The sequence below is a fragment of the Aeromonas sp. FL131 genome (assembly GCF_049860615.1).
GTDB classification, from domain to species: domain Bacteria; phylum Pseudomonadota; class Gammaproteobacteria; order Enterobacterales; family Aeromonadaceae; genus Aeromonas; species Aeromonas hydrophila.
Window position 1 is genome coordinate 1,021,467 of sequence record NZ_CP187595.1, and the last position, 21,830, is coordinate 1,043,296.

Here is a 21,830-nt window from a genome sequence, read left to right on the forward strand (position 1 = left end):
GTGCCCTGTGTGGCCCCTGTCCTGCCTGGTTTGTCGGAGTATCGTTATGCGCATCACCCTGGGTGTGATGAAGGTGAATCTGTTGCTGGTGCTGTTGTTTGCACTGGTATTCAACTGGCCCATTTTCCTGCACTTTTACACCATTCTCACCAAGCTGGAACACGTCAAGACGGGCTTTGCCCTCTCGATCCCCTTCGTGCTGCTGGCCGCGCTCAACGCGGTGTTCCTGCCCTTTACCTTTCGCTATCTGCTCAAGCCCTTCTTCGTGCTGCTGATCCTGATGGGATCCGTGGTTAGCTACGCCATGCTCAAGTACGGCGTCATCTTCGACGTGAGCATGGTGCAGAACATAGTCGAGACCAACGCGGGGGAGGCGACCTCCTACTTCAATGCCTCCATCCTGCTCTGGTTCGTGCTGACCGGCCTGCTGCCGGTGTTGGCCCTGCTGTGGGTGAAGATAGAGTATCCCCGTCCCTGGTATAAGGGGCTGGGCCTGCGGCTTGGCTCCATCGCCCTGTCGCTGCTGTTTCTGGTGGGGGTGGCGGCGCTCTATTACCAGGATTACGCCTCGGTCGGGCGCAACAACAAGTCCCTCGGCAAGGAGATAGTGCCCGCCAACTATGTGCATGGCCTCTATCGCTACGCCACCGACATCCTGTTTGCCACTCCGATCCCGTATCAGCCGTTGGGCACGGATGCCAGGGTGGTAGGGCAGGGCGGCAAGCCGACCCTGATGTTTCTGGTGGTGGGGGAGACGGCGCGCAGCCAGAACTACTCCCTCAACGGTTACGGCAAGGCCACCAACAGCTTCACCGCGCGGGAATCGGGCATGGTCTCGTTTCGCAACGTGCGCTCCTGCGGCACCGCCACCGCGGTCTCGGTGCCCTGCATGTTCTCCAACCTGACGCGGCGCGGCTATGACGACATCCTGGCCCAGTCCCGCGACGGCATGCTGGATGTGCTGCAGCACGCCGGCGTCTCCGTGCTGTGGAAGGAGAACGACGGCGGCTGCAAGGGGGTGTGCAAGAACGTGCCCACCATCGAGATCGAGGCCAAGGATTTTCCCCAGTACTGCCAGAAGGGTTCCTGCTACGACGAGGTGATGCTGGAGGGGCTGGATCGGCAGATCGCGCAGATGAAGGGCAACAAGCTGGTGGCCTTCCACCTGATGGGCAGCCACGGCCCGACCTACTATCGCCGCTATCCCGCCAGTGAGCGGACCTTCGTGCCGGACTGCCCGCGCAGCGACATCGAAAACTGCACCAATGAAGAGCTGGTCAACACCTATGACAACACCATCCGTTACACCGACAAGGTGGTGGCCCGTCTCATCGACAAGCTCAAGACGCTGGAGCAGGATTACAACGTGGGGCTGGTCTATCTGTCGGATCACGGCGAATCTCTAGGGGCCATGGGGCTCTACCTGCACGGCACCCCCTACAAGTTCGCGCCGGACGATCAGACCCGGGTGCCGCTGATGACCTGGTTCTCTCCCCAGTTGCAGGCCGATCGCCAGCTGGATATGACCTGTCTGCAGCAGGAGGCGGTCAGCAAGCGCTTCTCCCACGACAATCTGTTCCACTCCATGCTCGGCATCATGGATGTACAGACCCAGGTGTATGACGGAGCGCTGGATCTGTTCAAACCGTGCCGGGCAGGGTGAATCACCGCGTCCTATTACGCCGCTATGCGGCTAATCGAACCTACGCTTGAAGAATCTATCAATAAAAACGGCAGCCACTGGCTGCCGTTTTTTATTTCGCAAGGCCTCAGCCTTACTTCTGCTCCATGATGATCTGCAGCAGGTCCCCTTCCAGCAGGGCCCGCTTCACCAGCGCGAAACCGCCGACGGTGGGCTGATTCTGGAAGCGTGCCTTCACGATGGGCAGGCCACGATGGAAGCTTGGCAGCGACTGGTGCTCCACGCAGCGGCGGATGGCCGGGAACAGGATCTCTTCGGCGGCGGTGATTTCGCCCGCGATCAGCACCTTCTGCGGGTTGAACAGGTTGACCGTGATGGCCACCGCCCGTCCCAGATGCTCACCCACGTTCTCAATGACGCTGCGGGCCAGCTCGTCACCGGCCATGGCCGCCTTGCACACCTCCTGGATGGTGATGTGCTTCTCCTGCAGCGAGCTCAGGTGGCCGCGGCTGATGAGCTCCTTCACCTTGTCAACGATGGCCTCGTTGGAGGCGATGGTCTCCAGGCAACCGAAGTTGCCGCAGTGGCAGCGCTTGCCGAGCGGCTCGACCTGGATGTGGCCGATCTCGCCGACGTTGCGGTTCTGACCGAGGAACACCTTGCCCTTGGTGATGATGCCAGAACCCGCCCCCTGGTGGACGCTCACCAGGATGGAGTCCATGCAGTCGCGGGACTCGCCGAAGAAGTGTTCGGCCAGCGCCAGCGAGCGGGTATCGTTGCCCACGTAACAGGGCAGGTTGAAGTGGTTTTCCAGAAGCTTGGCCAGCGCCAGATTGCGGATCTGGTACTTGGGGGTGTAGATGACCATGCCGGATTCCGGATTGACCAGACCCGGCATGGTCAGCGCGATGCTGATGAGGTTGCGGCTGCGATCCTGCTGGGAGTCGATGAAGGCACCGATCTCCCGCAGCAGCATGTCGACCACCGGCTGTTGCTCGATCTCGGTCACCTGGGTGATGTGCTGATCGAGCTCCTTGCCGTCGAGGTCATACAGGGCGAGCTGCAGGTAGCCGCGGCCGAGCTTGGCGGACACAAACTGGAAGCGATGCTTGATGGTGGTCAGTGAGATGGCGCGCCGTCCGCCGGTGGAGGCTTGCGGCGAGGTCTCCTTGATCAGGCCATGCTCGATCAGTTGCCGGGTAATCTTGGTCACGCTGGCCGGGGCCAGCTGACTCAACTCGGCAATTTTGACCCGCGAGATGGGCCCCTGCAGGTCGATGAGCCGATACACGGCTGCACTGTTGACCTGCTTGATAAGATCTACGTTTGCTATTTGTCCGCCAGTCATAGTGTCACTGTGTTGTGTAGTGTCCGTTAACCACGGTCCCGCAGACCGTGAAGGCCTGATCAAAGACAGTCAGGTTGGCTATTTTTCCGACCTGGATACTACCGAGACGTGAGTCCCATCCAATGGCGCGAGCAGGGTAAAGGGTGGCCATTCTCAGTGCTTCATCGAGCGGTAATCCGACCTGTTTGACCAGATTCTCCACCCCTTCAATCATGGTGAGGGCAGAGCCGCCGAGTGTACCATTCTCGTCGACGCACTGACCATCGCGGAAATAGACGGTTGCGCCACAAAAATCAAACTTCTCAAAGCCTTCCGGTGCCCCTGCCGGTGCGGTCGCGTCGGTGACCAGCACCAGTCGCTCTCCCAGCATCTTGTGCGCGAGGCGCACGTTGGCCCAGTGCACGTGATGCCCGTCGACGATGACGCCGGCGTAGACATCCTTGCGATCGTAGATGGCACCGACCACGCCCGGCTCGCGGCCGTTCACGGTCGGAGTCATGGCGTTGTAGAGGTGGGTGGCAAAGCGGATGCCGTTGTCAAACCCGGCCATGGCCTGGTCATAGTTGGCGGCGGTATGGCCCGCGGAGACCAGAATACCGGCCTCCACCAGCCGGCGGATGTGCTCCGGCTTGTTGCGCTCCGGCGCCAGGGTGATCTTGGCGATGGCATCCGCGTTAGCGCAGAAGAAGTCGATCATCTCGTCGGCGGGCTGGCGGATCTGCTCGGCCGGGTGGATCCCCTTGCGCTTGAGGTTGGTGTAGGGCCCTTCCAGATGGACGCCCAGTACTTCGTTGGGGTGCGCCGCCATGTAGTCGCGGGTGACGGCGACGGCCTGCTTCATGTCTGCGTCCGGACTGGTGATCAGGGTCGGCAGGAAGCTGGTGGTACCGGATTTCAGGTTGGCGGCCTGCATGGTCGCCAGGGTCTGGGTGGTGATGTGGCCGTTGAACATGACGCCGCCACAGCCGTTGAGCTGGACGTCGATGAAACCGGCGCTCAGGTTGGCACCCTTGAGATCAATGCGTTCGATGCCGGTCGGCAGTTCGGCCAGGCGGGAGATGGCGACAATCTTGTCGCCCTCGATGACCACCCCGTAACCGGTCAGCACGCAGCTGCCGGTGTAGAGGGTGCAGTTGGTCAATGCGTACATGGTGACTCCTTACAGACGGCCGATGTTGGCGGCTTCGAGCTGCTGGAAGTAACGCACCGTCTTGACCTTGAGCTCCATGGTGGAGGGCTCGTCACACACCATCATTCCCTTCGGGTGGAGCTGCAGGGTGGAGATGGTCCACATGTGGTTGACGCTGCCCTCCACCGCGGCCTGCAGGGCCTGGGCCTTGCCGTGACCGGTCACCAGGATCATGATCTCCTCGGCATCCATCAGGGTGCCGACACCCACGGTCAGCGCCAGCTTGGGCACCTGCTCCATGTCGCCGCCAAAGAAGCGGGAGTTGGCGATGCGGGTGTCTTCGGTCAGGGTCTTGACCCGGGTGCGGGAGGAGAGGGATGAGGCCGGCTCGTTGAACGCGATGTGGCCGTCGTTGCCGACACCGCCCATGAACAGGTGGATCTTGCCGTAGGACTTGATCTTCTCTTCGTAGCGCTTGCACTCGGCCACCAGATCCGGCGCGTTGCCGTTGAGGATGTTGATGTTCTCGGGGCGAATGTCGATGTGGCTGAAGAAGTTGTTGTGCATGAAGCTGTGGTAGCTCTCCGGGTGATCTTCCGGCAGGCCGACGTATTCGTCCATGTTGAAGGTGACCACGTTCTGGAAGCTCACTTCACCGGCTTTATGCAGTTCAATCAGGCGCTTGTAAGTGTTGAGCGGGGTGCCGCCAGTGGGCAGACCCAGTACGAAGGGGCGCTCGGCAGTGGGTTTGAACCCATTGATACGGTCAACGATGTAACGGGCAGACCACAGGCCCACTTGGCTGGCAGATTTCAACGGGATCAGGCGCATTGTAGATACCTCTGTACGGGTTGCTGCCGGGATGTCGGCGGCAAATAGACTGGGACGGATTCAAGTTGTTTTATAGCGTAAATAAAGATTGCGAACTAAGCCACATCTATCCGCCACCTTTATCTCGTTTGGGTGATAATGATCACGATTATAGGTTTATTAATTTGCGCAGCGAAATAAAAGCCCTAGACTGCCAATCAAGCCTTGATGGCTTATGCGTCAAACGTGATAAGCACTTAATTTCTAGAAAAACATTAACTAAGGAGAGGAACCGTGAACATTCTCGGTTATTTGCAAAAGATCGGCCGTGCCCTGATGGTGCCGGTAGCGGTATTGCCTGCCGCCGCGATCCTGATGGGGGTTGGCTACTGGATTGACCCGAATGGTTGGGGTGGTGACAGCGCGCTGGCTGCCTTCCTGATCAAGGCGGGTTCAGCACTGATCGACAACATGTCCACGCTGTTTGCGGTCGGTGTTGCCTATGGTATGTCCAAAGACAAAGACGGTTCTGCCGCGCTGGCCGGTCTGGTCGGTTTCCTGGTGGTGACCACGCTGCTGAGCCCTGGTTCTGTGGCGATGATTAAAGGCATCCCTGTAGAGCAGGTTCCGGCAGCCTTTGCCAAGATCAACAACCAGTTCGTCGGTATCCTGTGTGGTGTCATCGCCGCCGAGCTCTACAACCGCTTCAGCAGCGTAGAACTGCACAAGGCGCTGGCTTTCTTCTCCGGCCGCCGTTTGGTGCCGATCGTAACCTCCGTGGTGATGATCGTCGTCTCCTTCATCCTGATGGCCGTTTGGCCGGTCATTTACGGTGGTCTGGTGAGCTTTGGTGAATCCATCGTCAGCCTGGGCTCCACCGGCGCCGGTATCTACGCCTTCTTCAACCGCCTGCTGATCCCGATTGGTCTGCACCACGCCCTGAACTCCGTGTTCTGGTTCAACGTGGCCGGTATCAACGACATCCCTAACTTCCTGGGTGGTCAGGCTACCATCGATGCCGCTCTGGCTGCAGGCAAGAGCCTGGATCAGGTGAAAGGCGTGGTAGGCATGTACCAAGCTGGCTTCTTCCCGATCATGATGTTCGGTCTGCCGGGTGCCGCACTGGCCATCTACCACTCCGCCAAGAAAGAGAACAAGGACAAAGTTGCATCCATCATGATCGCAGCTGCCTTTGCCTCCTTCTTCACTGGGGTGACCGAGCCGCTGGAGTTCTCCTTCATGTTCGTGGCACCGGTACTGTACGTCATTCACGCTTTCCTGACCGGTGTTTCCGTGTTCATCGCTGCTTCCATGCACTGGATGGCCGGCTTCGGTTTCAGTGCCGGTCTGGTGGATATGGTGCTCTCCAGCCGCAACCCGCTGGCGACCAACTGGTACATGCTGATCCCGCAAGGTCTGGTGTTCTTCGGTCTCTACTACGTGGTATTCCGCGCTGTCATTGCCAAACTGGGTCTGAAAACTCCGGGTCGTGAAGATGATGAAGCTGCTGCTCCGGCTGCTGCCCAGACCACCGACCGTACCGAACTGGCACGCCAGTATCTGGAAGTGCTGGGCGGTCAGGAGAACCTGGTGACCATCGATGCCTGCATCACCCGTCTGCGTCTGACCCTGAAAGACCGCAGCATCGTTGACGAGCGCAAGCTCAAAGCCCTGGGCGCGGCCGGTGTGGTCAAGCTCGGTGAGCAGAACCTGCAGGTGATTCTGGGCCCATTGGCCGAAATCATCGCCGGTGAGATGAAGGCCCTGCGTTAATCGGGCGCCAAGCTCGCCTCAAGTCTAAGTCCATTGTTGACATAACTAAGGGCCCCGCCTCGGGGCCCCATATAAAAAAAGCCAAGAAAATCCAACCTTTACTTCAAATGAGAGCAGCAGTTATGAACTTGAAACATTCTCTGTTAGCCATTGCCATGTCTACCGTTTTCGTCAGCCAGGTACAGGCAGCCGATGCCGCCAAGCAAGCCGTGGTCGACGCCCTCGCCAGCAACCTCGTCGTCAAGTACGAAGTCGTCACCAACGACGGTGCCGGCGCCGGCCTCGACTGCCAGGCGCTGGGCTCCGAGTGGGCGAGCTGCGGCGTTGCCAAGCTGCACCTGACCAATACCGGTGCTGACGTCACCTCCAAAGACTGGAGCATCTATGTCTCCTCCATCCGTCGTATCCAGCGGGTGGACAACGACCAGTTCACCATCACCCACCTGACCGGCGACCTTTATCGTTTGACGCCAACCGAGAAGTTCCAGGGCTTTGCCAAGGATGCCACGGTCGAAGTGCCGCTGGTGGTGGAGTACTGGGTATTGTTCGAATCTGACATCATGCCGAACTGGTATGTCGCCAGCGAAGGGGCCGAGCCGAAAGTGCTGGCCAGCATGAGCAACATCGACGATGCCACCACCTACGAGAAGCCGATGCCGGCCGATGGCTGGAAGCGCACCAAGGATGACAACAACATCCTGATGAACAGCGAAACCCGTTTCGCCGCCAACCAGACCAGCAGCTTGCTGCCGGCTGGCAAGGTCGACAACCAGATCCTGCCGACCCCGATGAAGCAGGTGGTCAAGGCCGGCCCGCAGGTCGACTTCTCCACCATCAAGCTCAATGCCCTGGACCTGCCGAGCGATCGCGCCGAAGCCCTGAAGGCTCAACTGACCAAGCTGGGTGTTACCCTCTCCGACACCGGCTACCCAGTGACCATCAAGCTCGGCAGCAAGCTCAAGCAGGCCGAAGGCTACGACATGACCATCGGCCAGAAAGGCACAGTGGTGCAGGGTCATGACATCGAAGGCGCCTTCTGGGGGGCCCAGTCCCTGATCTCCCTCTTGGGGGTCAACGACAAGCTGGTTAGCCAGATGCATGTCGAGGATGCGCCGCGCTTTGAATACCGTGGCATGCAGACCGACGTGGCCCGTCACTTCAGAAGCCCAGAAACCCTGAAGAAGCTGGTTGACCAGATGTCCGCCATGAAGCTCAACGTGCTGCACTTGGGGCTGACCAACGATGAAGGCTGGCGTCTGGAGATCCCGGGTCTGCCGGAGCTGACCGACGTCGGTAGCCAGCGTTGCCACGACGAGTCTGAAACCAAGTGCCTGATGCCGCAGCTGGGCTCCGGCCCGACCAGCGACAACCAGGGTTCCGGTTTCTACAGCAAGGCCGACTACATCGACCTGGTACGCTATGCCAAGGCCCGCGGCGTGACCGTGATCCCCGAGATCAACATGCCGGCCCACGCCCGTGCCGCCGTGGTTTCCATGGAAGCGCGTTACAAGCGCCTGATGGCTGAAGGTAAAGAGACCGAAGCCAACCAGTTCCGTCTGACTGACCCGGCTGATACCTCCAACGTCACTTCAGTGCAGTTCTACGACAAGATGTCCTTCATCAACCCCTGCCAGCCGGGCGCCGCTACCTTCGTGGCCAAGGTGATGGACGAAGTGGCCCAGATGCATCAGGCCGCCGGCCAGCCGCTGACCGCCTGGCACTACGGTGGTGACGAGGCGAAGAACATCATGCAGGGCGGTGGTTACCAGGATCCGGCCGTCACCAAGAAAGAAGAGCTGGTCGCCTGGAAGGGCAATGTCGACTCCAGCAAGCAGGACAAGCCGTTCGGCAAATCCCCGATGTGCCAGAAGATGATCGACGATGGCAAGATCAAGGACGTGGCCGAGCTGCCGGTCTATTTCGCCAAGGAAGTGAGCGAAATGGTCAAGGGCCACGGCTTCTCCACTCTGCAGGCGTGGGAAGATGGTCTGAAGTACGCCACGGATGCCAGTGTGTTTGCCACCGACAAGACCCGGGTCAACTTCTGGGAAACCCTCTACTGGGGTGGCTTCAACGAAGCGATGAAGTGGGCGCACAAGGGTTATGACGTGGTGCTCTCCAACCCGGATTACCTCTACTTCGACTTCCCGAACGAGGTACACCCGGCCGAGCGCGGCTACTACTGGGCCACCCGCTTCAACGACACCCGCAAGGTGTTCGCCTTCGCCCCGGAAAACCTGCCGCAGAACGCCGAGACCTCGGTTGACCGCGACGGCAACGCCTTCGTGGCCAAGGGTGACCAGGATCCGGTCAAGTTCAAGGGGATCTCCGGTCAGCAGTGGAGTGAAACCGTACGTACCGACGCTCAGTACGAGTACATGGTCTACCCGCGTATCTTCTCCATGGCCGAGCGTGCCTGGCACAAGGGTGGCTTCGAGCTGGACTATGTGAAAGGTCGCGAGTTCTCCGGCGAGACCAAGCATGTCAACAAGGCCACCCTGAACAAGGAGTGGAACCAGTTTGCCAACGTGCTGGGTCAGCGCGTGCTGCCGAAACTTGACCAGGCCGGGGTGGAATACCGCCTCTCCGTACCGGGCGCCAAGGTGGTGAACGGCGTGCTGGAAGCGAACGTGGATCTGCCGGGTCTGCCCATCCAGTACAGCCTGGATGGCAAGAGCTGGAGCGCCTACGACGCTGCCGCCAAGCCGACCGTGGATGGCAAGGTCTACCTGCGTACCACCAGCTTCGATGGCAAGCGTACCAGCCGCGTCACCGAGCTGAACTGATAGCTCTCAATCCATAACGCAAGGTGGGTCGCAAGACCCGCCTTTCCCAAGGGCGATGGCCATCGGGCTTGGGAAAGGTTGACTGTGCGTGTGAGCCTTTGTTGTGTGTGTATTGTCTGTTTTTGTTTTTCATCACCTTGAACCCCGCCTCGTGCGCAATGCTGATCAGTTAAGGATCCATTGACCGATCCTTCTGCTGTAGGACAATCCGGAACCAATCACTGGTTCCGGATTTTTTTATGTCTATTGCAAACGATCTGAACGATGTTGTTGAGGCATCTGGCGACATGCTGGCTCGGCTGGCCATTTTTGCCGACCATATTCCCGACGAATGGATTACTGCCGCTGCCGCCTTGTCTGAAAAGGCCACTATCCGCCGACGCCGCTTACCTTCTGATATGGTCTTGTGGCTCGTCGTGGGGATGGCCTTTTTCCGCAATGAGCCTATCTCCGAGGTCGCTCGGCGCCTCAACATCTGTGCAGAAGGGTTGGCCAATGATGCCTTGCTCGCGGACAGTGCCCTGTCTCAGGCCCGTCAGCGACTCGGCAAACAGCCGCTCGAGTGGCTGTTCAAACAGTGCGCCGATGTGTGGGGGCGGGAACGTTATCCTGAAGACCATTGGCACGGTTTACAGGTCTTTGCCATCGATGGGGCCCTGTTCCGAACCCAGGATATGCCTGAACTCAGAGCACATTTCGGCTCGGGTAACACCTCAACCAACCGGCAGACACCCTACCCGATGCTGCGGTTGGTCACGCTCATGAATGTCCGCTCGCATGTCATTGCCAACGCGGCCATCAGCCCGTACCGCAAAGGGGAAATCCCCCTGGCCAGCGAGTTCATTCACTCATTGCCGGACAAGTCAGTGACCCTGCTGGATAAAGGCTTCTTCGGTGCCGACCTGTTGCTGCGTATTCAGGCCGAAGACACCGACCGTCACTGGCTCATCCCGGAACGCAAGGGGCTGGTATACACGGAACTTGAGCGCTATGGCGACGGTGACCGTCTGTTGCAAATGACGGTCTCGCCTCAGGCTCGCAAGAAAAACCCGGCGTTGCCGACACACTGGCAAGTTCGCGCAGTGACCTATGAGGTGGCAGGCAAGGAGAAAACGGTCTTTACCTCCCTGCCCGTGGCGCGATTCAGCGCAGCTCAGGTGGCGACCCTGTACCACGAGCGCTGGGAAATCGAGCTGGGATACCGGGATATCAAAAGCGCGATGCAGCACAACGCCATCACGCTGAGAAGCAAGAAAGTGGACTTGGTCTATCAGGAGCTGTGGGGATTGCTGCTTGGATACAATCTGGTCAGGCGGGAGGCCAGCCAGGCCGCCGTAGCCCATCAGCGAGCGCCCAATGAGGTGAGCTTTAAGTTTGCCTGTCATTTCATCGCGAACCAGATGGCAGTGATGGCGGGCGCGTTATCGCCAGCCCATACGCCACGGAGGTTGGCGGAGTTGCGGGGCTGCATAGGCGTCATGTTCATAGAAAAACGCCCCAGGCCATCGAGACCCAGGGCGGTGAAGATATCAAAGACCCGTTTTCCGGTAAATCGCAATGCGGCTCCGCTTAAGTGAACAGCATTGCGCCTCGTGCGGGGTCTTTTTTTCGCCAGTCAGTCAAACCAGCCACCAGTGCAGGGCGTTTTGCGGCGCCAGTACCCCGAAACGGGCAAATTCAGGTTGAGACAGGGCGCGTAATGAGGGATCATATCCGGCTTGACGGCGGGGGTATGAGGGTGCCAGCCGGCACAACTTCCGCCAGTGACGCATTTTTGAGGTGAGCCATGAGTCAGGCGAACAGCCCAACTAACTTTATTCGTCAGATCATTGATGAAGATCTGGCCAGCGGTAAGCACAGCAGCGTGCATACCCGTTTTCCGCCCGAGCCGAACGGTTATCTCCATATCGGTCACGCCAAGTCCATCTGCCTGAACTTCGGCATCGCCCGCGACTACCAGGGCCAGTGCAACCTGCGTTTTGACGACACCAACCCGGTGAAGGAAGATATCGAGTACGTTGAGTCCATCAAGCAGGACGTACAGTGGCTCGGCTTCCAGTGGAACGGCGAGATCTGCTACTCCTCCGACTATTTCGACAAGCTGCACGGCTATGCCATCGAGCTCATCGAGAAGGGCCTGGCCTACGTGGACGAACTCTCTGCCGAGCAGATGCGCGAATACCGTGGCACCCTGACCGCGCCGGGCAAGAACAGCCCGTTCCGCGATCGTTCGGTGGCCGAGAACCTGGCCCTGTTCGAGAAGATGAAGAACGGCGAGTTTGCCGAAGGCGCCGCCTGCCTGCGCGCCAAGATCGACATGGCATCCCCCTTCATGGTGATGCGCGATCCCGTCATCTATCGCATCAAGTTTGCCCACCACCACCAGACTGGTGACAAGTGGTGCATCTACCCGATGTATGACTTCACTCACTGCATCTCGGACGCCCTGGAAGGGATCACCCACTCCATCTGTACGCTGGAGTTCCAGGACAACCGTCGCCTGTACGACTGGGTGCTGGACAACATCACCATCGACTGCCACCCCCGTCAGTACGAGTTCTCCCGACTGAACCTCGAATACACCGTCATGTCCAAGCGCAAGCTGAACCTGCTGGTGACCGAGAAGCACGTGGACGGTTGGGACGATCCGCGCATGCTGACCGTCTCCGGTCTGCGTCGTCGTGGCTATACCCCGGCCTCCATCCGCGAGTTCTGCAAGCGCATCGGCGTGACCAAGCAGGACAACATCGTCGAGATGAGCATGCTGGAAGCCTGCATCCGCGAAGATCTCAACGAGAATGCCCCGCGTGCCATGGCCGTACTGCACCCGGTCAAGGTGGTGATCGAGAATCTGGCCGCCGACGAAGTGCTGACTGCCCCGGCCCACCCGAACAACGCCGAGATGGGCACCCGCGAGCTGAACTTCACCCGCGAGATCCTCATCGATGAAGCGGACTTCAAAGAAGAAGCCAACAAGCAGTTCAAGCGACTGGTGCTGGGCAAGGAAGTGCGCCTGCGCAATGCCTACGTCATCAAGGCCGAGCGGGTCGAGAAAGATGCCGATGGCAAAGTCACCTGCATCTACTGCTCTTACGATCCCGAGACCCTGGGCAAGGATCCGGCCGATGGTCGCAAGGTGAAAGGGGTGATCCACTGGGTCAGCGCCACTCACTCCCTGCCGGCCGAAGTGCGCCTCTACGACCGTCTGTTCAAGGTGCCTAACCCGGGCGCCGAAGAGGACTTCGAAGCGGCCCTGAACCCAGACTCCCTGGTGATCATCGAGGGTGCCCGCGTCGAGGCCTCCCTGAAGAACGCCAAGCCGGAGCAGGCTTACCAGTTCGAGCGTGAAGGTTACTTCTGCGCCGACAACAAGCTCTCCAGCCCGGAGCATCTGGTGTTCAACCGCACCGTGGCCCTGCGCGACGTGTGGGGCAAGGCCGAGGCCTGATAACAGAAGAGGGCAGGGGAGACCCTGCCCTTTCTTGATCTGGGAGCCTGTTTACGATCCGTGACGAGAGGTTGTCAGCAAGGTGAAGCCGCACAGGAACCGGCGCGTATAGAGATACGTGAGGGTTTTGAGCAGCAGGTGAGCCTTGAGCACGACCTCAGAGCAAGAGCTTAAACGGGTTCTAAATGACGGACGCAAAAAAGCCAGCATCACGCTGGCTTTTTTATTGTCTCTGTCGGGCGGGTCAATCTTCGTGCTTGCACTCGCCGGCGGCACAGTGGCCGTACAGATAGAGGCTGTGATTGGTCAGCCGGATGTTGTGCTGCTGGGCGATATCGCGCTGGCGCTGCTCGATCACCTCGTCGGAGAACTCGATCACCTTGCCGCAGTCGAGGCAGACCAGGTGGTCGTGGTGTTCCTGGGTGGCCAGTTCGAACACCGACTTGCCCCCTTCGAAGTGGTGACGGGTAACAATACCGGCATCATCAAACTGGTTGAGAACGCGATATACGGTAGCGAGACCAATCTCTTCACCCTGGTCGATCAGTCGTTTGTACAGATCTTCCGCACTGGTGTGCTGGCAGTCCGGCTGTTGCAGGATTTCCAGGATTTTGACACGGGGCAAGGTGATCTTGAGCCCGGCCTTTTTTAACGCTTGGTTGTTGTCTGCCATATTCTATTTATTCGCATTCTCGAAGGTGTGGTTATTCTGATTGACTGCCGCTGGAATGGCAACCACGAACTCGCTTGGCCTGTCATTATAGGTCGTAGCTCACCTAAAAATAAACCCAGTAATTCAAGGGCTTTAGCGCAGATGGCGCCATCCGGTGGAATTGGAAGGATTCTCGTGACGGCTTGCTCGTTTGGTGAATGTTGATAAAATGTAACCTTCTTCACTCTCTGGTCGGATGAGATCCATGGATTGGCTTTTTGACAATGCGGCCTGGGTGCGCCGCGCCCTCAACGCCTGGCCCCCCTTCTGGGGCGCCGGCATCAAGATAGAGACATTGAGCGATGATTTTCGCTTCTGCCGGGTCACCCTCAAGTCCCGCTGGTGGAACAAGAACGCCAACCGCACCCAGTTTGGTGGCAGCATGTTTGCGATGACCGATCCCATCTATCCGCTGATGCTGATGGGCTATTTCAAGAACCGTTATTACGTCTGGGACAAGGCCGGCAGCATCAACTACATCAAGCCAGGCAAGGGCAAGCTGGTGGCCGAATTCAACCTGACCGACGGCAAGCTGGCTGCCATCGTGGCGGCGACCGACGGGGGAGACAAGCACTTCCCCGAGTTCGAGGTGACGGTGCAGGATCAAAGCGGCGAGCTGGTGGCCCAGGTCAAGCGCACCCTCTATGTGCGGGCCAAACCGGAGCACCGAAGTGGCGAGAGAGCATGAGCCAGAAAACAACAAGGGCCCCGCGGGGCCCTTGTTGTCAGAGAGGCTGGCGAGCCTGGATCACTCCAGCTCGGCCAGGCACATCTCTTCGTGCAGCTGCTTGCACCAGCCCTTGACGCGCTCGGCGGTCAGCTCCGGCTGGCGATCTTCGTCGATGCCCAGACCCACGAAGTGCTTGTCGTCCACCAGAGCCTTGGATGCTTCGAATTCGTAGCCGGCGGTTGGCCAGTTGCCGATGACGATGGCGCCTTTGGCTTCGACGATGTCACGCAGGGTGCCCATGGCATCGAGGAAGTACTCGGCATAGTCTTCCTGATCGCCGCATCCGAAGATGGCGACCAGCTTGTTGGTGAAGTCGATCTCTTCCAGCTCGGGGAAGAAGTCGTCCCAGTCGGCCTGGGCTTCGCCATAGTACCAAGTCGGGATACCGAACATCAGCAGATCGAAGCTGTCGATGTCGGCCTTGCTGCTCTTGGCAATGTCACGGACTTCAATCAGTTGTTTGCCCAGTTCTTTCTGGATCATCTTGGCGACAGCTTCGGTATTACCGGTATCGCTGCCGAAAAACAGACCTACACTAGCCATAGTGTTTAGTTACCCGTATCTGGTGTTAATGCTTAACGGTCAGATTGTGATGCCTGCAGCATGTGCAGACTCAATCTGTTGCTTCAGGATAGATTGGATCAGCTCGGCTCGGCTGACGTTCTGTTGTAACGCAAGTTGGTTCAGGCGTTCCAGCAACTCGGCCTCCACCTTTAACTCTACCCGCTTCAAACCGTTCTCCCGATCGCGCTTGAGCTGGTTGCGCTTGTTGATCTTGAGCTGGGTCTCGCGGGGGAGTGGGTTGGTCTTTGGCCTGCCGGGGCGCTTCTCATTTGCGAACAGATCCAGTGTTGTTCGATCAGTTTGCTGTTTGGCCATACATCACAGATGAAAATAAGTTAGCCGATGCCTGAGCCTTCCCAGCCCAGTTCGATCAGCCCCTTGGCGACAAAACCTGCACAACCCAGGAAGAGTACCAACCAGACGATGAGTCGGCCGAAACGGGGCACGTTGCCGCGTTTGAGCACGTCCTGAATGGCCAGGCCAATCAATACGAAAATGGCCACAAAGAATAACTTCAGGCCCAGACTCTCAATCAGGTCGATATGTTCACTTAGCATGGATTGCGCACACTCCTTATGACGGGCGCACTATATCACAAAGGATTTGAAACTGTTAACCGCCTGTCGACAGGAAATCCACAACCAGTTTGTTGAACAAAACCGGCTTTTCCGCGTGCAGCCAGTGACCGGTCCCGGCGATGACCCGGGCCTTGGCGGCGGGGAATTGCGCCATCACCGTCTCGGTATGCTCGGGCTGCATGTAGTCGGAATCTCCCCCCTTGATGAAGAGCGCTGGGCCCTCGAAACGGCTATGTGCATCGGGCCAGCCCATGATGTTGGCGTAGTTGCGCTCAAGGGCCGGGACGTTGAAGCGCCAGCCCCAGCCGTGCCCGGCTTTGGCAAACGACTTGAGCAGGAACTGGCGTACGCCGGCGATCTCGATGTGCTGCGCCAGGATGGCTTCCGCCTCGCTGCGGCTTTGCGGAGCTTGTTTGAGGGTGGCGTTGAGACCGGCGAACACATTCTGGTGGCGAGCGTGGGGGTAGGCGACCGGCGCGATATCGGCCACCACCAGTTTGGCAACGCGTGTTGGCGCGAGCTTGGCCAGCTGCATGCCCACCTTGCCCCCCATGGAGTGACCCACGATGGCCACCTGCTCAAGCCCGAGCCGATCCAGCAGGGCGAGCAGATCGGCGGCCTGGGCCGTGTAGCTCATCTCGTCGGAGTGAAAGGAGGCGCCGTGGTTGCGCAGATCGACGCTGATGACCCGGTATTGTTCGCTCAGCGGGCGCGCCAGCAGGCCGAGGTTGTCCAGACTGCCGAACAGCCCGTGGATCAGTACGACGGGCTGGCCCTGGCCCTGCTCCTTGAAGTTCAATAATGGGTTTTGTTGCAAAATGACACCTTGTCGGTCGTGAGTGCGTTGCTCGCTGTGATTTAACACACTGGAAAGAAAAGGATTTCACTCATTGCGGAGCAAAAAAGTGTGGTTTTTTTTCTAAAAAAAGTCTGCCAGATCGGCTATCAGTGCGACGGATCACACACTTGGCCCGCTATTATGCCGTATTCTCGATGAGATTCATGCACATCTGTCCGCCCCTTGCTTGGGCTGCCGGGTTTGCCTATGTATAATCGCCGCATCCGAATTTCGACGAGTCCAGCGCATCCCTATGAAAACCATCGAGCTTGATGACGATCTCTACTTCTATATCGCCAGCCAGACCCGGCACATCGGCGAGAGTGCCTCCGATATCCTGCGCCGCCTGCTGGAACAGCCCGCCAACCAGGCTGCGCCGGTTGCCGAGCCGGTGACGACGGCCCAGCCGCACGCCGTGGCCGATGCCATGGGGCTGGAGGCGCTGCTCGACTCCGGCGAGCTGCAAAAAGAAGAGAAGTCCATCAACCGCTTCATGCAGGTGCTCAGTACCCTCTACCGGGATGACCCGGTCGGGTTTACCCAGGCCACCGAAATCAAGGGGCGCAAGCGCGTCTATTTCTCGCGGGATCCCGATGCTCTGCGCGCCAGCGGCAGCACCACCAAGCCCAAGCCGGTGCCACAAACCCCGTTCTGGGTGATCACCAATACCAACACCAGTCGCAAGCAGAACATGGTGGCCCAGCTGATGACCAGCATGGGGTATGGCGATGAGGTGATCGCCCGGGTGTGCGGCGCAATTTAACGCTTCATCAGACTCAGGCCTTGCCGGGCAAGGCCGCCATCAAGCAAGGACAACGCCATGGCACAGCATTCCCACGCCGGTCAGCCGGCCCGTTTGAGCGACCTGACCAACATCCCCCGTCTGGTCAGCGCCTACTACCTCAACAAGCCCGACATGAGCCGCCCCGAGCAGCGGGTTGCCTTCGGCACCTCCGGTCACCGCGGCAGCGCCCTGCACAACGCCTTCACCGAATCCCACATCCTGGCGGTGACCCAGGCGCTGGTGGAGTATCGCCAGCAGGCCGGCATCACGGGCCCGCTGTTTGTCGGCATGGATACCCACGCCCTGTCTGAATCCGCCTTTGCCAGCGCGGTGGAAGTGCTGGCGGCCAACGGCGTCGAGACCCGCATTCAGGCCGGTCTTGGCTTCACCCCGACCCCGGTCATCTCCCACGCCATCCTGCGCCACAACGCGGGCAAACCGGCGGCCCTGGCGGACGGCGTGGTGATCACCCCGTCCCACAACCCGCCGGAAGACGGTGGCTTCAAATACAACCCGCCCCACGGCGGTCCCGCCGAAGGGGAGATTACCAAGTGGGTGGAAGACCGTGCCAACGCCATCCTTGAGGCGAACCTTGCCGGCGTGAAGCGGATGCCGTTCGCCGAGGCCCTCAAGAGCCCGTTCGTGGCCCTGCACGATTATGTCACTCCCTATGTGGATGACCTGAAGAACGTGCTGGACATGGAGGCCATCAAGCAGGCCGGCATCAAGATCGGTGTCGATCCGCTGGGCGGCTCCGGCGTTGCCTACTGGGACGTCATCGCCAAGACCTATGGTCTGAACATCGAGGTGGTGAACTACAAGGTCGACCCGACCTTCTCCTTCATGACCCTGGATAAAGACGGCAAGATCCGGATGGACTGCTCCAGCCCGTTTGCCATGGCCAGCCTGATTGCCCTCAAGGACAAGTTCGACATCGCCCTTGGCAACGACCCTGACTACGACCGTCACGGCATCGTCACCAAGTCCGGCCTGATGAACCCGAACCACTATCTGGCGGTGGCGATCCAGTATCTGTTTACCCATCGTACCGGCTGGTCCAAAGAGTCTGCAGTCGGCAAGACGCTGGTCTCCTCTTCCATGATCGACCGGGTTGCCGGCGAGATTGGCCGCACCCTCAAAGAGGTGCCGGTCGGCTTCAAGTGGTTTGTGGATGGCCTCTACAGCGGCGAGTTCGGCTTTGGCGGTGAGGAGAGCGCGGGCGCCTCCTTCCTGCGCAAAGACGGCACCGTCTGGACCACCGACAAGGATGGTTTCATCCTGGCGCTGCTGGCGGCGGAAATTCTGGCGGTGACCGGCAAGGATCCGCAGGCCCACTACGATGCACTGGAAGCCAAGTTTGGTCGTTCCAGCTATCGTCGCATCGACGCCCCGGCCAACAGCGCCCAGAAGGCAGTGCTCTCCAAGCTGGATCCGGCGCTGGTGGAAGCCTCCACCCTGGCCGGCGAGCCCATCATCGCCAAGCTGACCAAGGCGCCGGGCAACGATGCCGCCATCGGCGGCCTCAAGGTGGTGACCGAGAACGGCTGGTTCGCGGCGCGCCCCTCCGGCACCGAGTCCATCTACAAGATCTACATGGAGAGCTTCAAGGGCGAGGCGCACCTGGACCTCATCCAGCAGGAAGCCCAGCAGATCGTCTCCGCCGCCCTGGCCAAGGCCGGGGTCTGAGTTCGACTCAAACACCTGCGGAATGTGAAAGAGGAGTCTTGATGGCTCCTCTTTTTTTATTGCGCTTGAGTTGAATGGGTCGTGCTCACGGCCTGCCGCACTGACCGGTGCTCGCCCGGCGGGCCTGCCAGCGCTTGAAGAAGTGGCGGGCCGGCAGCTTCATCAGGAACAAGGAGAGCAGGATCACCCCGATGCCGAGCCATTGGCGAGCGTCCAGTGTTTCCCCCACCATCAGCACGCCGCAGGAGACCGCCACCATGGGGTTGGTGAGGGCCAGCATGCCCATCACCTCCGGGCCGTGGCGCTTGAGCCCCCACAGCCAGGCCCAGTAGGCCAGCGCCGTGTTGAGCAGGATCAGCCAGAGCAGGCCGGGAACGCTTGCCGGCTGAGGCAGCGGCATGGGACCGGCCAGCCACCAGGCGAGCGGGATCAGCATCAGGCCGCCCAGCAGCAGCTGCCAGGCGGTCAGCGCCAGCAGATCGCTCACTGGCCAGCGCTGCATCCAGCGGCTGGACTGGCCGATGAGCAGGGTCGCCAGCAGGGCACAGGTCACGCCGACAGGGTCCAGATTGGCGGAAGGGTTGAGCAGCAACAAGACCCCGCCCAGCCCCATCAGGCCCAGCAGCAGCCATTTCAGGGACGGCCTGACGCCATCCTGCAGCCAGGCCAGCAACATCAGGACCAGCGGCAGGGTGGCACCCAGGGTGCCCGCCACGGCCCCCGGCAGCCGGAAGGCGGCCACGAACAGCAGGGCGAAAAACGCAGCGATGTTGCAAAACGCCAGCAGGCACTGCTTGCCCCAAGGCAGGGGCGGCAGGCGCGGGCGTACCAGCAACAGGAGCAGGCCGGCCGGCAACGCCCGCCACACCGCCACCCAGTAGGGGGAGTAGTCGGTCAGAGAGAGGCTGACGACGGCATAGGTGCTGCCCCAGAGCAAAGGGGCCAGCAGGGCGATCAGCATGGGCATGAACTTGTCTCTTTATGAAGTATCTTTAAGTAAAGATAAATTAGCCTCAAATTGGTTTACCATCAAGTATCTCGATAAAAAGATAAGTGGCCGAAGATGGAATCAGATCATGTAGACCTGCTGCTGGCCCAGTGGGCCCGGCAGCGACCAGATCTCGACTGCTCTCCCATGGGCGTGCTGGGACGGGTGGCGCGAATGGCGGCGATCGCCGGACGGGAGGTGAGCGAGGAGCTCAAGGAGTGCGGCCTGCTCGGCAGCGACTTCGACATTCTGGCGACCCTGCGCCGGGCCGGCGAACCGCTCACCCCGACCGTGCTCTATCAATCCGCCATGTTGAGCTCGGGGGCCATGACCGCCCGCCTCGATAAACTGGCAGAGCGGGGGCTGGTAGAGCGGCAGGCCGCCCCGAGCGATCGGCGCAGCTTGCTGGTCTGCCTGACCGACGCGGGCCGGGAATTGGTTGACCGGGCGGTGGAGCGGCACGTGGCCAACGAGCGGCGCCTGCTGGCGCCATTGACCCTGGCCGAGCAGGACCAGCTGGCCGCCCTGCTCAAGCGCTGGCTGCTGGAAAACGAGTGAACTCCGCAGCCTGGTGAGCGGTCGTCATGCGTCCGCAGACAGAATGGCCTGCATCTGGGCCAGTACCGCGTTCACCTTGGCGGCGGGCGGATGGGTGCGGCCCAGCACGCGCAATCCCCACACCATGGTCATCAGCAAGGCGGCGGTGGCGTCGACGTCGCGCCCGGCGGCCAGCTCCCCTGCCGCCTGCGCCTGGCACAAGGCTGCGCTGACCCGCAGCTCGACCTCGGCGAGGTGGCTGCTGGCGGTCTCCTGAATGAGCGGGTGGTGGCGGCCGATCTCCAGCAAGGTGTTGACCAGCAGGCAGCCACGGTGCGCCTCGCTGGCGATGGCATCCCGGGCCACTGCATCGAGCAGGGCCTGCACGCCCGCCAGCGGGGAGGCTGCCGAGCCCAGGATCTGCTCGATCTGCGCCAGGCTCTGCGCCGAATAGCGCTGCAGCACCTCCATGAACAACCCCTCCTTTGAGCTGAAGGCGCCATACAGGCTGCTGGGCTTGAGCCCCATCCGCTCGACCAGCGCGGCAATGCCGGTGTTGCTGAAGCCGGTATCCCAGAAGGCGTTGAGGGCGATTTCCAGTACCTGTTCTCTGTCAAATGATGCGGGTCTTGCCATCTCGAGTCCTGCCTTGTGAAACTCCATTTTGGAGTGATCGCTAAAAAACAACTTGACCATGGGGTGTGGCTCGCTTGATATTGTAGCGACCACTACAAAAAGGATGGTCATGATGCACACACTCGAGCAAAAAATCAAAGCGTACGATGAGCAGAAGCAGCGTCAGGTACCGGCCCCGGTACTGGCTCTGATGGAGGAGGCGACCCGCAACCTGCAGGCAAGCGGGCTGGAGCAGGGGGCGCTGGGGCGCGGAGAGCGGATGCCCGATTTCGCCCTGCCGGATCAGCACGGGGTGGTGCGCCCGCTCTCCCACTATCTGGCGGAGGGGCCTGTGCTGCTCAACGTCTATCGCGGTGGCTGGTGTCCCTACTGCAACATGGAGATGCAGGCGCTCAACGCCGTGTTGCCGGCGCTGCGCGAGCGCGGCGTGAACCTCATCGGCATGACGCCGGAAACCCCCAGTTCGGCGCAGGATACCCTCACCGCCAACGGGCTGGCGATCACCGTGCTGAGCGACGAGGGCAACCGGGTCTCGGCAGAGTTGGGACTGGTGTTCGAGCTGCCGGAGGCGCTCAGGCCCATCTATGCCGGCTTTGGCATCGACATCCCGGCGAGCAACGGCGACGAGAGCTTCACTCTGCCGGTGCCGGCCAGCTACATCATCGGTCAGGACCGCACCGTGCTCTACCACTTCATCAACGCCGATTACACCCGTCGGGTCGAGCCGGCCGCCCTGCTTGCCGAGCTGGATCGTCTGGCGAAGGCGGGGGCACTGTAAACGCACACTGCGCCCAAAGGCGCAGTGTGGATGGTTGACGAGGCGGCCCTGAGGGCCGCCTTT

General features: G+C 60.2%; 20 protein-coding genes. 10 read left to right on the forward strand and 10 right to left on the reverse strand.

The features are described from left to right. Positions 1–46: 46 nt before the first annotated feature. Positions 47–1,663: a phosphoethanolamine transferase gene (locus ACPW75_RS04940; RefSeq protein WP_077095590.1), complete on the forward strand. Its 1,617-nt coding sequence runs from the start codon at positions 47–49 to the stop codon at positions 1,661–1,663. Positions 1,664–1,775: 112 nt separating this feature from the next. On the opposite strand, the gene nagC is transcribed toward ACPW75_RS04940, so the two are convergent. From nagC to nagB, 3 genes are read right to left on the reverse strand one after another with little or no spacing between them, the layout of a single operon-like run. Continuing rightward, positions 1,776–2,990: a DNA-binding transcriptional regulator NagC gene (gene nagC / locus ACPW75_RS04945; protein WP_016350209.1), complete on the reverse strand. Its 1,215-nt coding sequence runs from the start codon at positions 2,988–2,990 to the stop codon at positions 1,776–1,778. Positions 2,991–2,994: 4 nt separating this feature from the next. Further along, positions 2,995–4,140, reverse strand: a complete 1,146-nt coding sequence (nagA, locus tag ACPW75_RS04950; RefSeq protein WP_077095589.1) for an N-acetylglucosamine-6-phosphate deacetylase — start codon at positions 4,138–4,140, stop codon at positions 2,995–2,997. A 9-nt stretch (positions 4,141–4,149) separates the two neighbouring features. Next, a complete protein-coding gene (gene nagB / locus ACPW75_RS04955; protein WP_016350211.1) occupies positions 4,150–4,950 on the reverse strand; it encodes a glucosamine-6-phosphate deaminase in 801 nt (266 codons plus the stop codon). A gap of 273 nt (positions 4,951–5,223) precedes the next feature. Between nagB and nagE the strand changes: the two genes are divergently transcribed. The 4 genes from nagE to glnS all read left to right on the forward strand — a co-directional run bounded on the left by nagE (position 5,224) and on the right by glnS (position 12,936). Further along, entirely contained in the window at positions 5,224–6,702 is a 1,479-nt protein-coding gene (gene nagE / locus ACPW75_RS04960) for an N-acetylglucosamine-specific PTS transporter subunit IIBC (RefSeq protein ID WP_016350212.1), read from the forward strand. Between the two features lie 122 nt (positions 6,703–6,824). After that, positions 6,825–9,488, forward strand: a complete 2,664-nt coding sequence (locus tag ACPW75_RS04965) for a beta-N-acetylhexosaminidase (protein WP_077095588.1) — start codon at positions 6,825–6,827, stop codon at positions 9,486–9,488. A 239-nt stretch (positions 9,489–9,727) separates the two neighbouring features. After that, positions 9,728–11,065, forward strand: a complete 1,338-nt coding sequence (locus tag ACPW75_RS04970) for an IS4-like element ISAeme15 family transposase (RefSeq protein ID WP_024945976.1) — start codon at positions 9,728–9,730, stop codon at positions 11,063–11,065. Between the two features lie 209 nt (positions 11,066–11,274). After that, positions 11,275–12,936: a glutamine--tRNA ligase gene (gene glnS, locus ACPW75_RS04975; protein WP_039213175.1), complete on the forward strand. Its 1,662-nt coding sequence runs from the start codon at positions 11,275–11,277 to the stop codon at positions 12,934–12,936. 244 nt (positions 12,937–13,180) lie between these two features. Here the strand turns inward: glnS and fur are convergent, their stop codons facing one another. Then, the gene (gene fur / locus ACPW75_RS04980; RefSeq protein ID WP_011705427.1) at positions 13,181–13,609 is read right to left on the reverse strand and encodes a ferric iron uptake transcriptional regulator; all 429 of its coding nucleotides are present in this window, start codon (positions 13,607–13,609) and stop codon (positions 13,181–13,183) included. 244 nt (positions 13,610–13,853) lie between these two features. Here fur and ACPW75_RS04985 point away from each other — a divergent pair, with 244 nt between their 5' ends. Then, the gene (locus ACPW75_RS04985) at positions 13,854–14,336 is read left to right on the forward strand and encodes a DUF4442 domain-containing protein (protein ID WP_016350215.1); all 483 of its coding nucleotides are present in this window, start codon (positions 13,854–13,856) and stop codon (positions 14,334–14,336) included. Between the two features lie 60 nt (positions 14,337–14,396). Here ACPW75_RS04985 and fldA read toward each other — a convergent pair whose 3' ends face one another. From fldA to ACPW75_RS05005, 4 genes are read right to left on the reverse strand one after another with little or no spacing between them, the layout of a single operon-like run. Further along, on the reverse strand, positions 14,397–14,921 hold the full coding sequence (gene fldA, locus ACPW75_RS04990; protein ID WP_011705429.1) for a flavodoxin FldA: 525 nt from the start codon (positions 14,919–14,921) through the stop codon (positions 14,397–14,399). A 39-nt stretch (positions 14,922–14,960) separates the two neighbouring features. Beyond that, the gene (gene ybfE, locus ACPW75_RS04995) at positions 14,961–15,257 is read right to left on the reverse strand and encodes a LexA regulated protein (RefSeq protein WP_011705430.1); all 297 of its coding nucleotides are present in this window, start codon (positions 15,255–15,257) and stop codon (positions 14,961–14,963) included. A gap of 20 nt (positions 15,258–15,277) precedes the next feature. Next, positions 15,278–15,499, reverse strand: coding sequence for a DUF2788 domain-containing protein (locus tag ACPW75_RS05000; protein ID WP_011705431.1), 222 nt, complete (start codon positions 15,497–15,499; stop codon positions 15,278–15,280). A gap of 55 nt (positions 15,500–15,554) precedes the next feature. Continuing rightward, a complete protein-coding gene (locus tag ACPW75_RS05005; protein ID WP_077095587.1) occupies positions 15,555–16,319 on the reverse strand; it encodes an alpha/beta fold hydrolase in 765 nt (254 codons plus the stop codon). A 292-nt stretch (positions 16,320–16,611) separates the two neighbouring features. On the opposite strand from ACPW75_RS05005, the gene seqA reads away from it, so the two are divergent. Both seqA and pgm read left to right on the forward strand, forming a co-directional pair. After that, on the forward strand, positions 16,612–17,121 hold the full coding sequence (gene seqA, locus ACPW75_RS05010; RefSeq protein ID WP_077095586.1) for a replication initiation negative regulator SeqA: 510 nt from the start codon (positions 16,612–16,614) through the stop codon (positions 17,119–17,121). 57 nt (positions 17,122–17,178) lie between these two features. After that, a complete protein-coding gene (gene pgm / locus ACPW75_RS05015; RefSeq protein ID WP_077095585.1) occupies positions 17,179–18,828 on the forward strand; it encodes a phosphoglucomutase (alpha-D-glucose-1,6-bisphosphate-dependent) in 1,650 nt (549 codons plus the stop codon). Positions 18,829–18,913: 85 nt separating this feature from the next. Here pgm and ACPW75_RS05020 read toward each other — a convergent pair whose 3' ends face one another. Further along, on the reverse strand, positions 18,914–19,795 hold the full coding sequence (locus ACPW75_RS05020; protein WP_077095584.1) for a DMT family transporter: 882 nt from the start codon (positions 19,793–19,795) through the stop codon (positions 18,914–18,916). Between the two features lie 96 nt (positions 19,796–19,891). Here ACPW75_RS05020 and ACPW75_RS05025 point away from each other — a divergent pair, with 96 nt between their 5' ends. After that, positions 19,892–20,374 (forward strand): MarR family winged helix-turn-helix transcriptional regulator, encoded by a 483-nt coding sequence (locus ACPW75_RS05025; protein ID WP_024943804.1) that lies wholly within the window; start codon positions 19,892–19,894, stop codon positions 20,372–20,374. Positions 20,375–20,398: 24 nt separating this feature from the next. Here the strand turns inward: ACPW75_RS05025 and ACPW75_RS05030 are convergent, their stop codons facing one another. Beyond that, the gene (locus ACPW75_RS05030) at positions 20,399–20,989 is read right to left on the reverse strand and encodes a TetR/AcrR family transcriptional regulator (RefSeq protein WP_179101334.1); all 591 of its coding nucleotides are present in this window, start codon (positions 20,987–20,989) and stop codon (positions 20,399–20,401) included. Positions 20,990–21,101: 112 nt separating this feature from the next. Here ACPW75_RS05030 and ACPW75_RS05035 point away from each other — a divergent pair, with 112 nt between their 5' ends. Continuing rightward, positions 21,102–21,767 (forward strand): peroxiredoxin-like family protein, encoded by a 666-nt coding sequence (locus tag ACPW75_RS05035; RefSeq protein ID WP_077095583.1) that lies wholly within the window; start codon positions 21,102–21,104, stop codon positions 21,765–21,767. Positions 21,768–21,830: the final 63 nt, after the last annotated feature.

Bases quoted from the DNA above. Each gene is read 5' to 3' on its own strand.
- ACPW75_RS04940 (WP_077095590.1), top strand. From the start codon at position 47: ATGCGCATCACCCTGGGTGTGATGAAGGTGAATCTGTTGCTGGTGCTG.
- nagC (WP_016350209.1), bottom strand. From the start codon at position 2,990: ATGACTGGCGGACAAATAGCAAACGTAGATCTTATCAAGCAGGTCAAC.
- nagA (WP_077095589.1), bottom strand. From the start codon at position 4,140: ATGTACGCATTGACCAACTGCACCCTCTACACCGGCAGCTGCGTGCTG.
- nagB (WP_016350211.1), bottom strand. From the start codon at position 4,950: ATGCGCCTGATCCCGTTGAAATCTGCCAGCCAAGTGGGCCTGTGGTCT.
- ACPW75_RS04965 (WP_077095588.1), top strand. From the start codon at position 6,825: ATGAACTTGAAACATTCTCTGTTAGCCATTGCCATGTCTACCGTTTTC.
- ACPW75_RS04970 (WP_024945976.1), top strand. From the start codon at position 9,728: ATGTCTATTGCAAACGATCTGAACGATGTTGTTGAGGCATCTGGCGAC.
- glnS (WP_039213175.1), top strand. From the start codon at position 11,275: ATGAGTCAGGCGAACAGCCCAACTAACTTTATTCGTCAGATCATTGAT.
- fur (WP_011705427.1), bottom strand. From the start codon at position 13,609: ATGGCAGACAACAACCAAGCGTTAAAAAAGGCCGGGCTCAAGATCACC.
- ACPW75_RS04985 (WP_016350215.1), top strand. From the start codon at position 13,854: ATGGATTGGCTTTTTGACAATGCGGCCTGGGTGCGCCGCGCCCTCAAC.
- fldA (WP_011705429.1), bottom strand. From the start codon at position 14,921: ATGGCTAGTGTAGGTCTGTTTTTCGGCAGCGATACCGGTAATACCGAA.
- ybfE (WP_011705430.1), bottom strand. From the start codon at position 15,257: ATGGCCAAACAGCAAACTGATCGAACAACACTGGATCTGTTCGCAAAT.
- ACPW75_RS05000 (WP_011705431.1), bottom strand. From the start codon at position 15,499: ATGCTAAGTGAACATATCGACCTGATTGAGAGTCTGGGCCTGAAGTTA.
- seqA (WP_077095586.1), top strand. From the start codon at position 16,612: ATGAAAACCATCGAGCTTGATGACGATCTCTACTTCTATATCGCCAGC.
- pgm (WP_077095585.1), top strand. From the start codon at position 17,179: ATGGCACAGCATTCCCACGCCGGTCAGCCGGCCCGTTTGAGCGACCTG.
- ACPW75_RS05020 (WP_077095584.1), bottom strand. From the start codon at position 19,795: ATGCCCATGCTGATCGCCCTGCTGGCCCCTTTGCTCTGGGGCAGCACC.
- ACPW75_RS05025 (WP_024943804.1), top strand. From the start codon at position 19,892: ATGGAATCAGATCATGTAGACCTGCTGCTGGCCCAGTGGGCCCGGCAG.
- ACPW75_RS05030 (WP_179101334.1), bottom strand. From the start codon at position 20,989: ATGGCAAGACCCGCATCATTTGACAGAGAACAGGTACTGGAAATCGCC.
- ACPW75_RS05035 (WP_077095583.1), top strand. From the start codon at position 21,102: ATGCACACACTCGAGCAAAAAATCAAAGCGTACGATGAGCAGAAGCAG.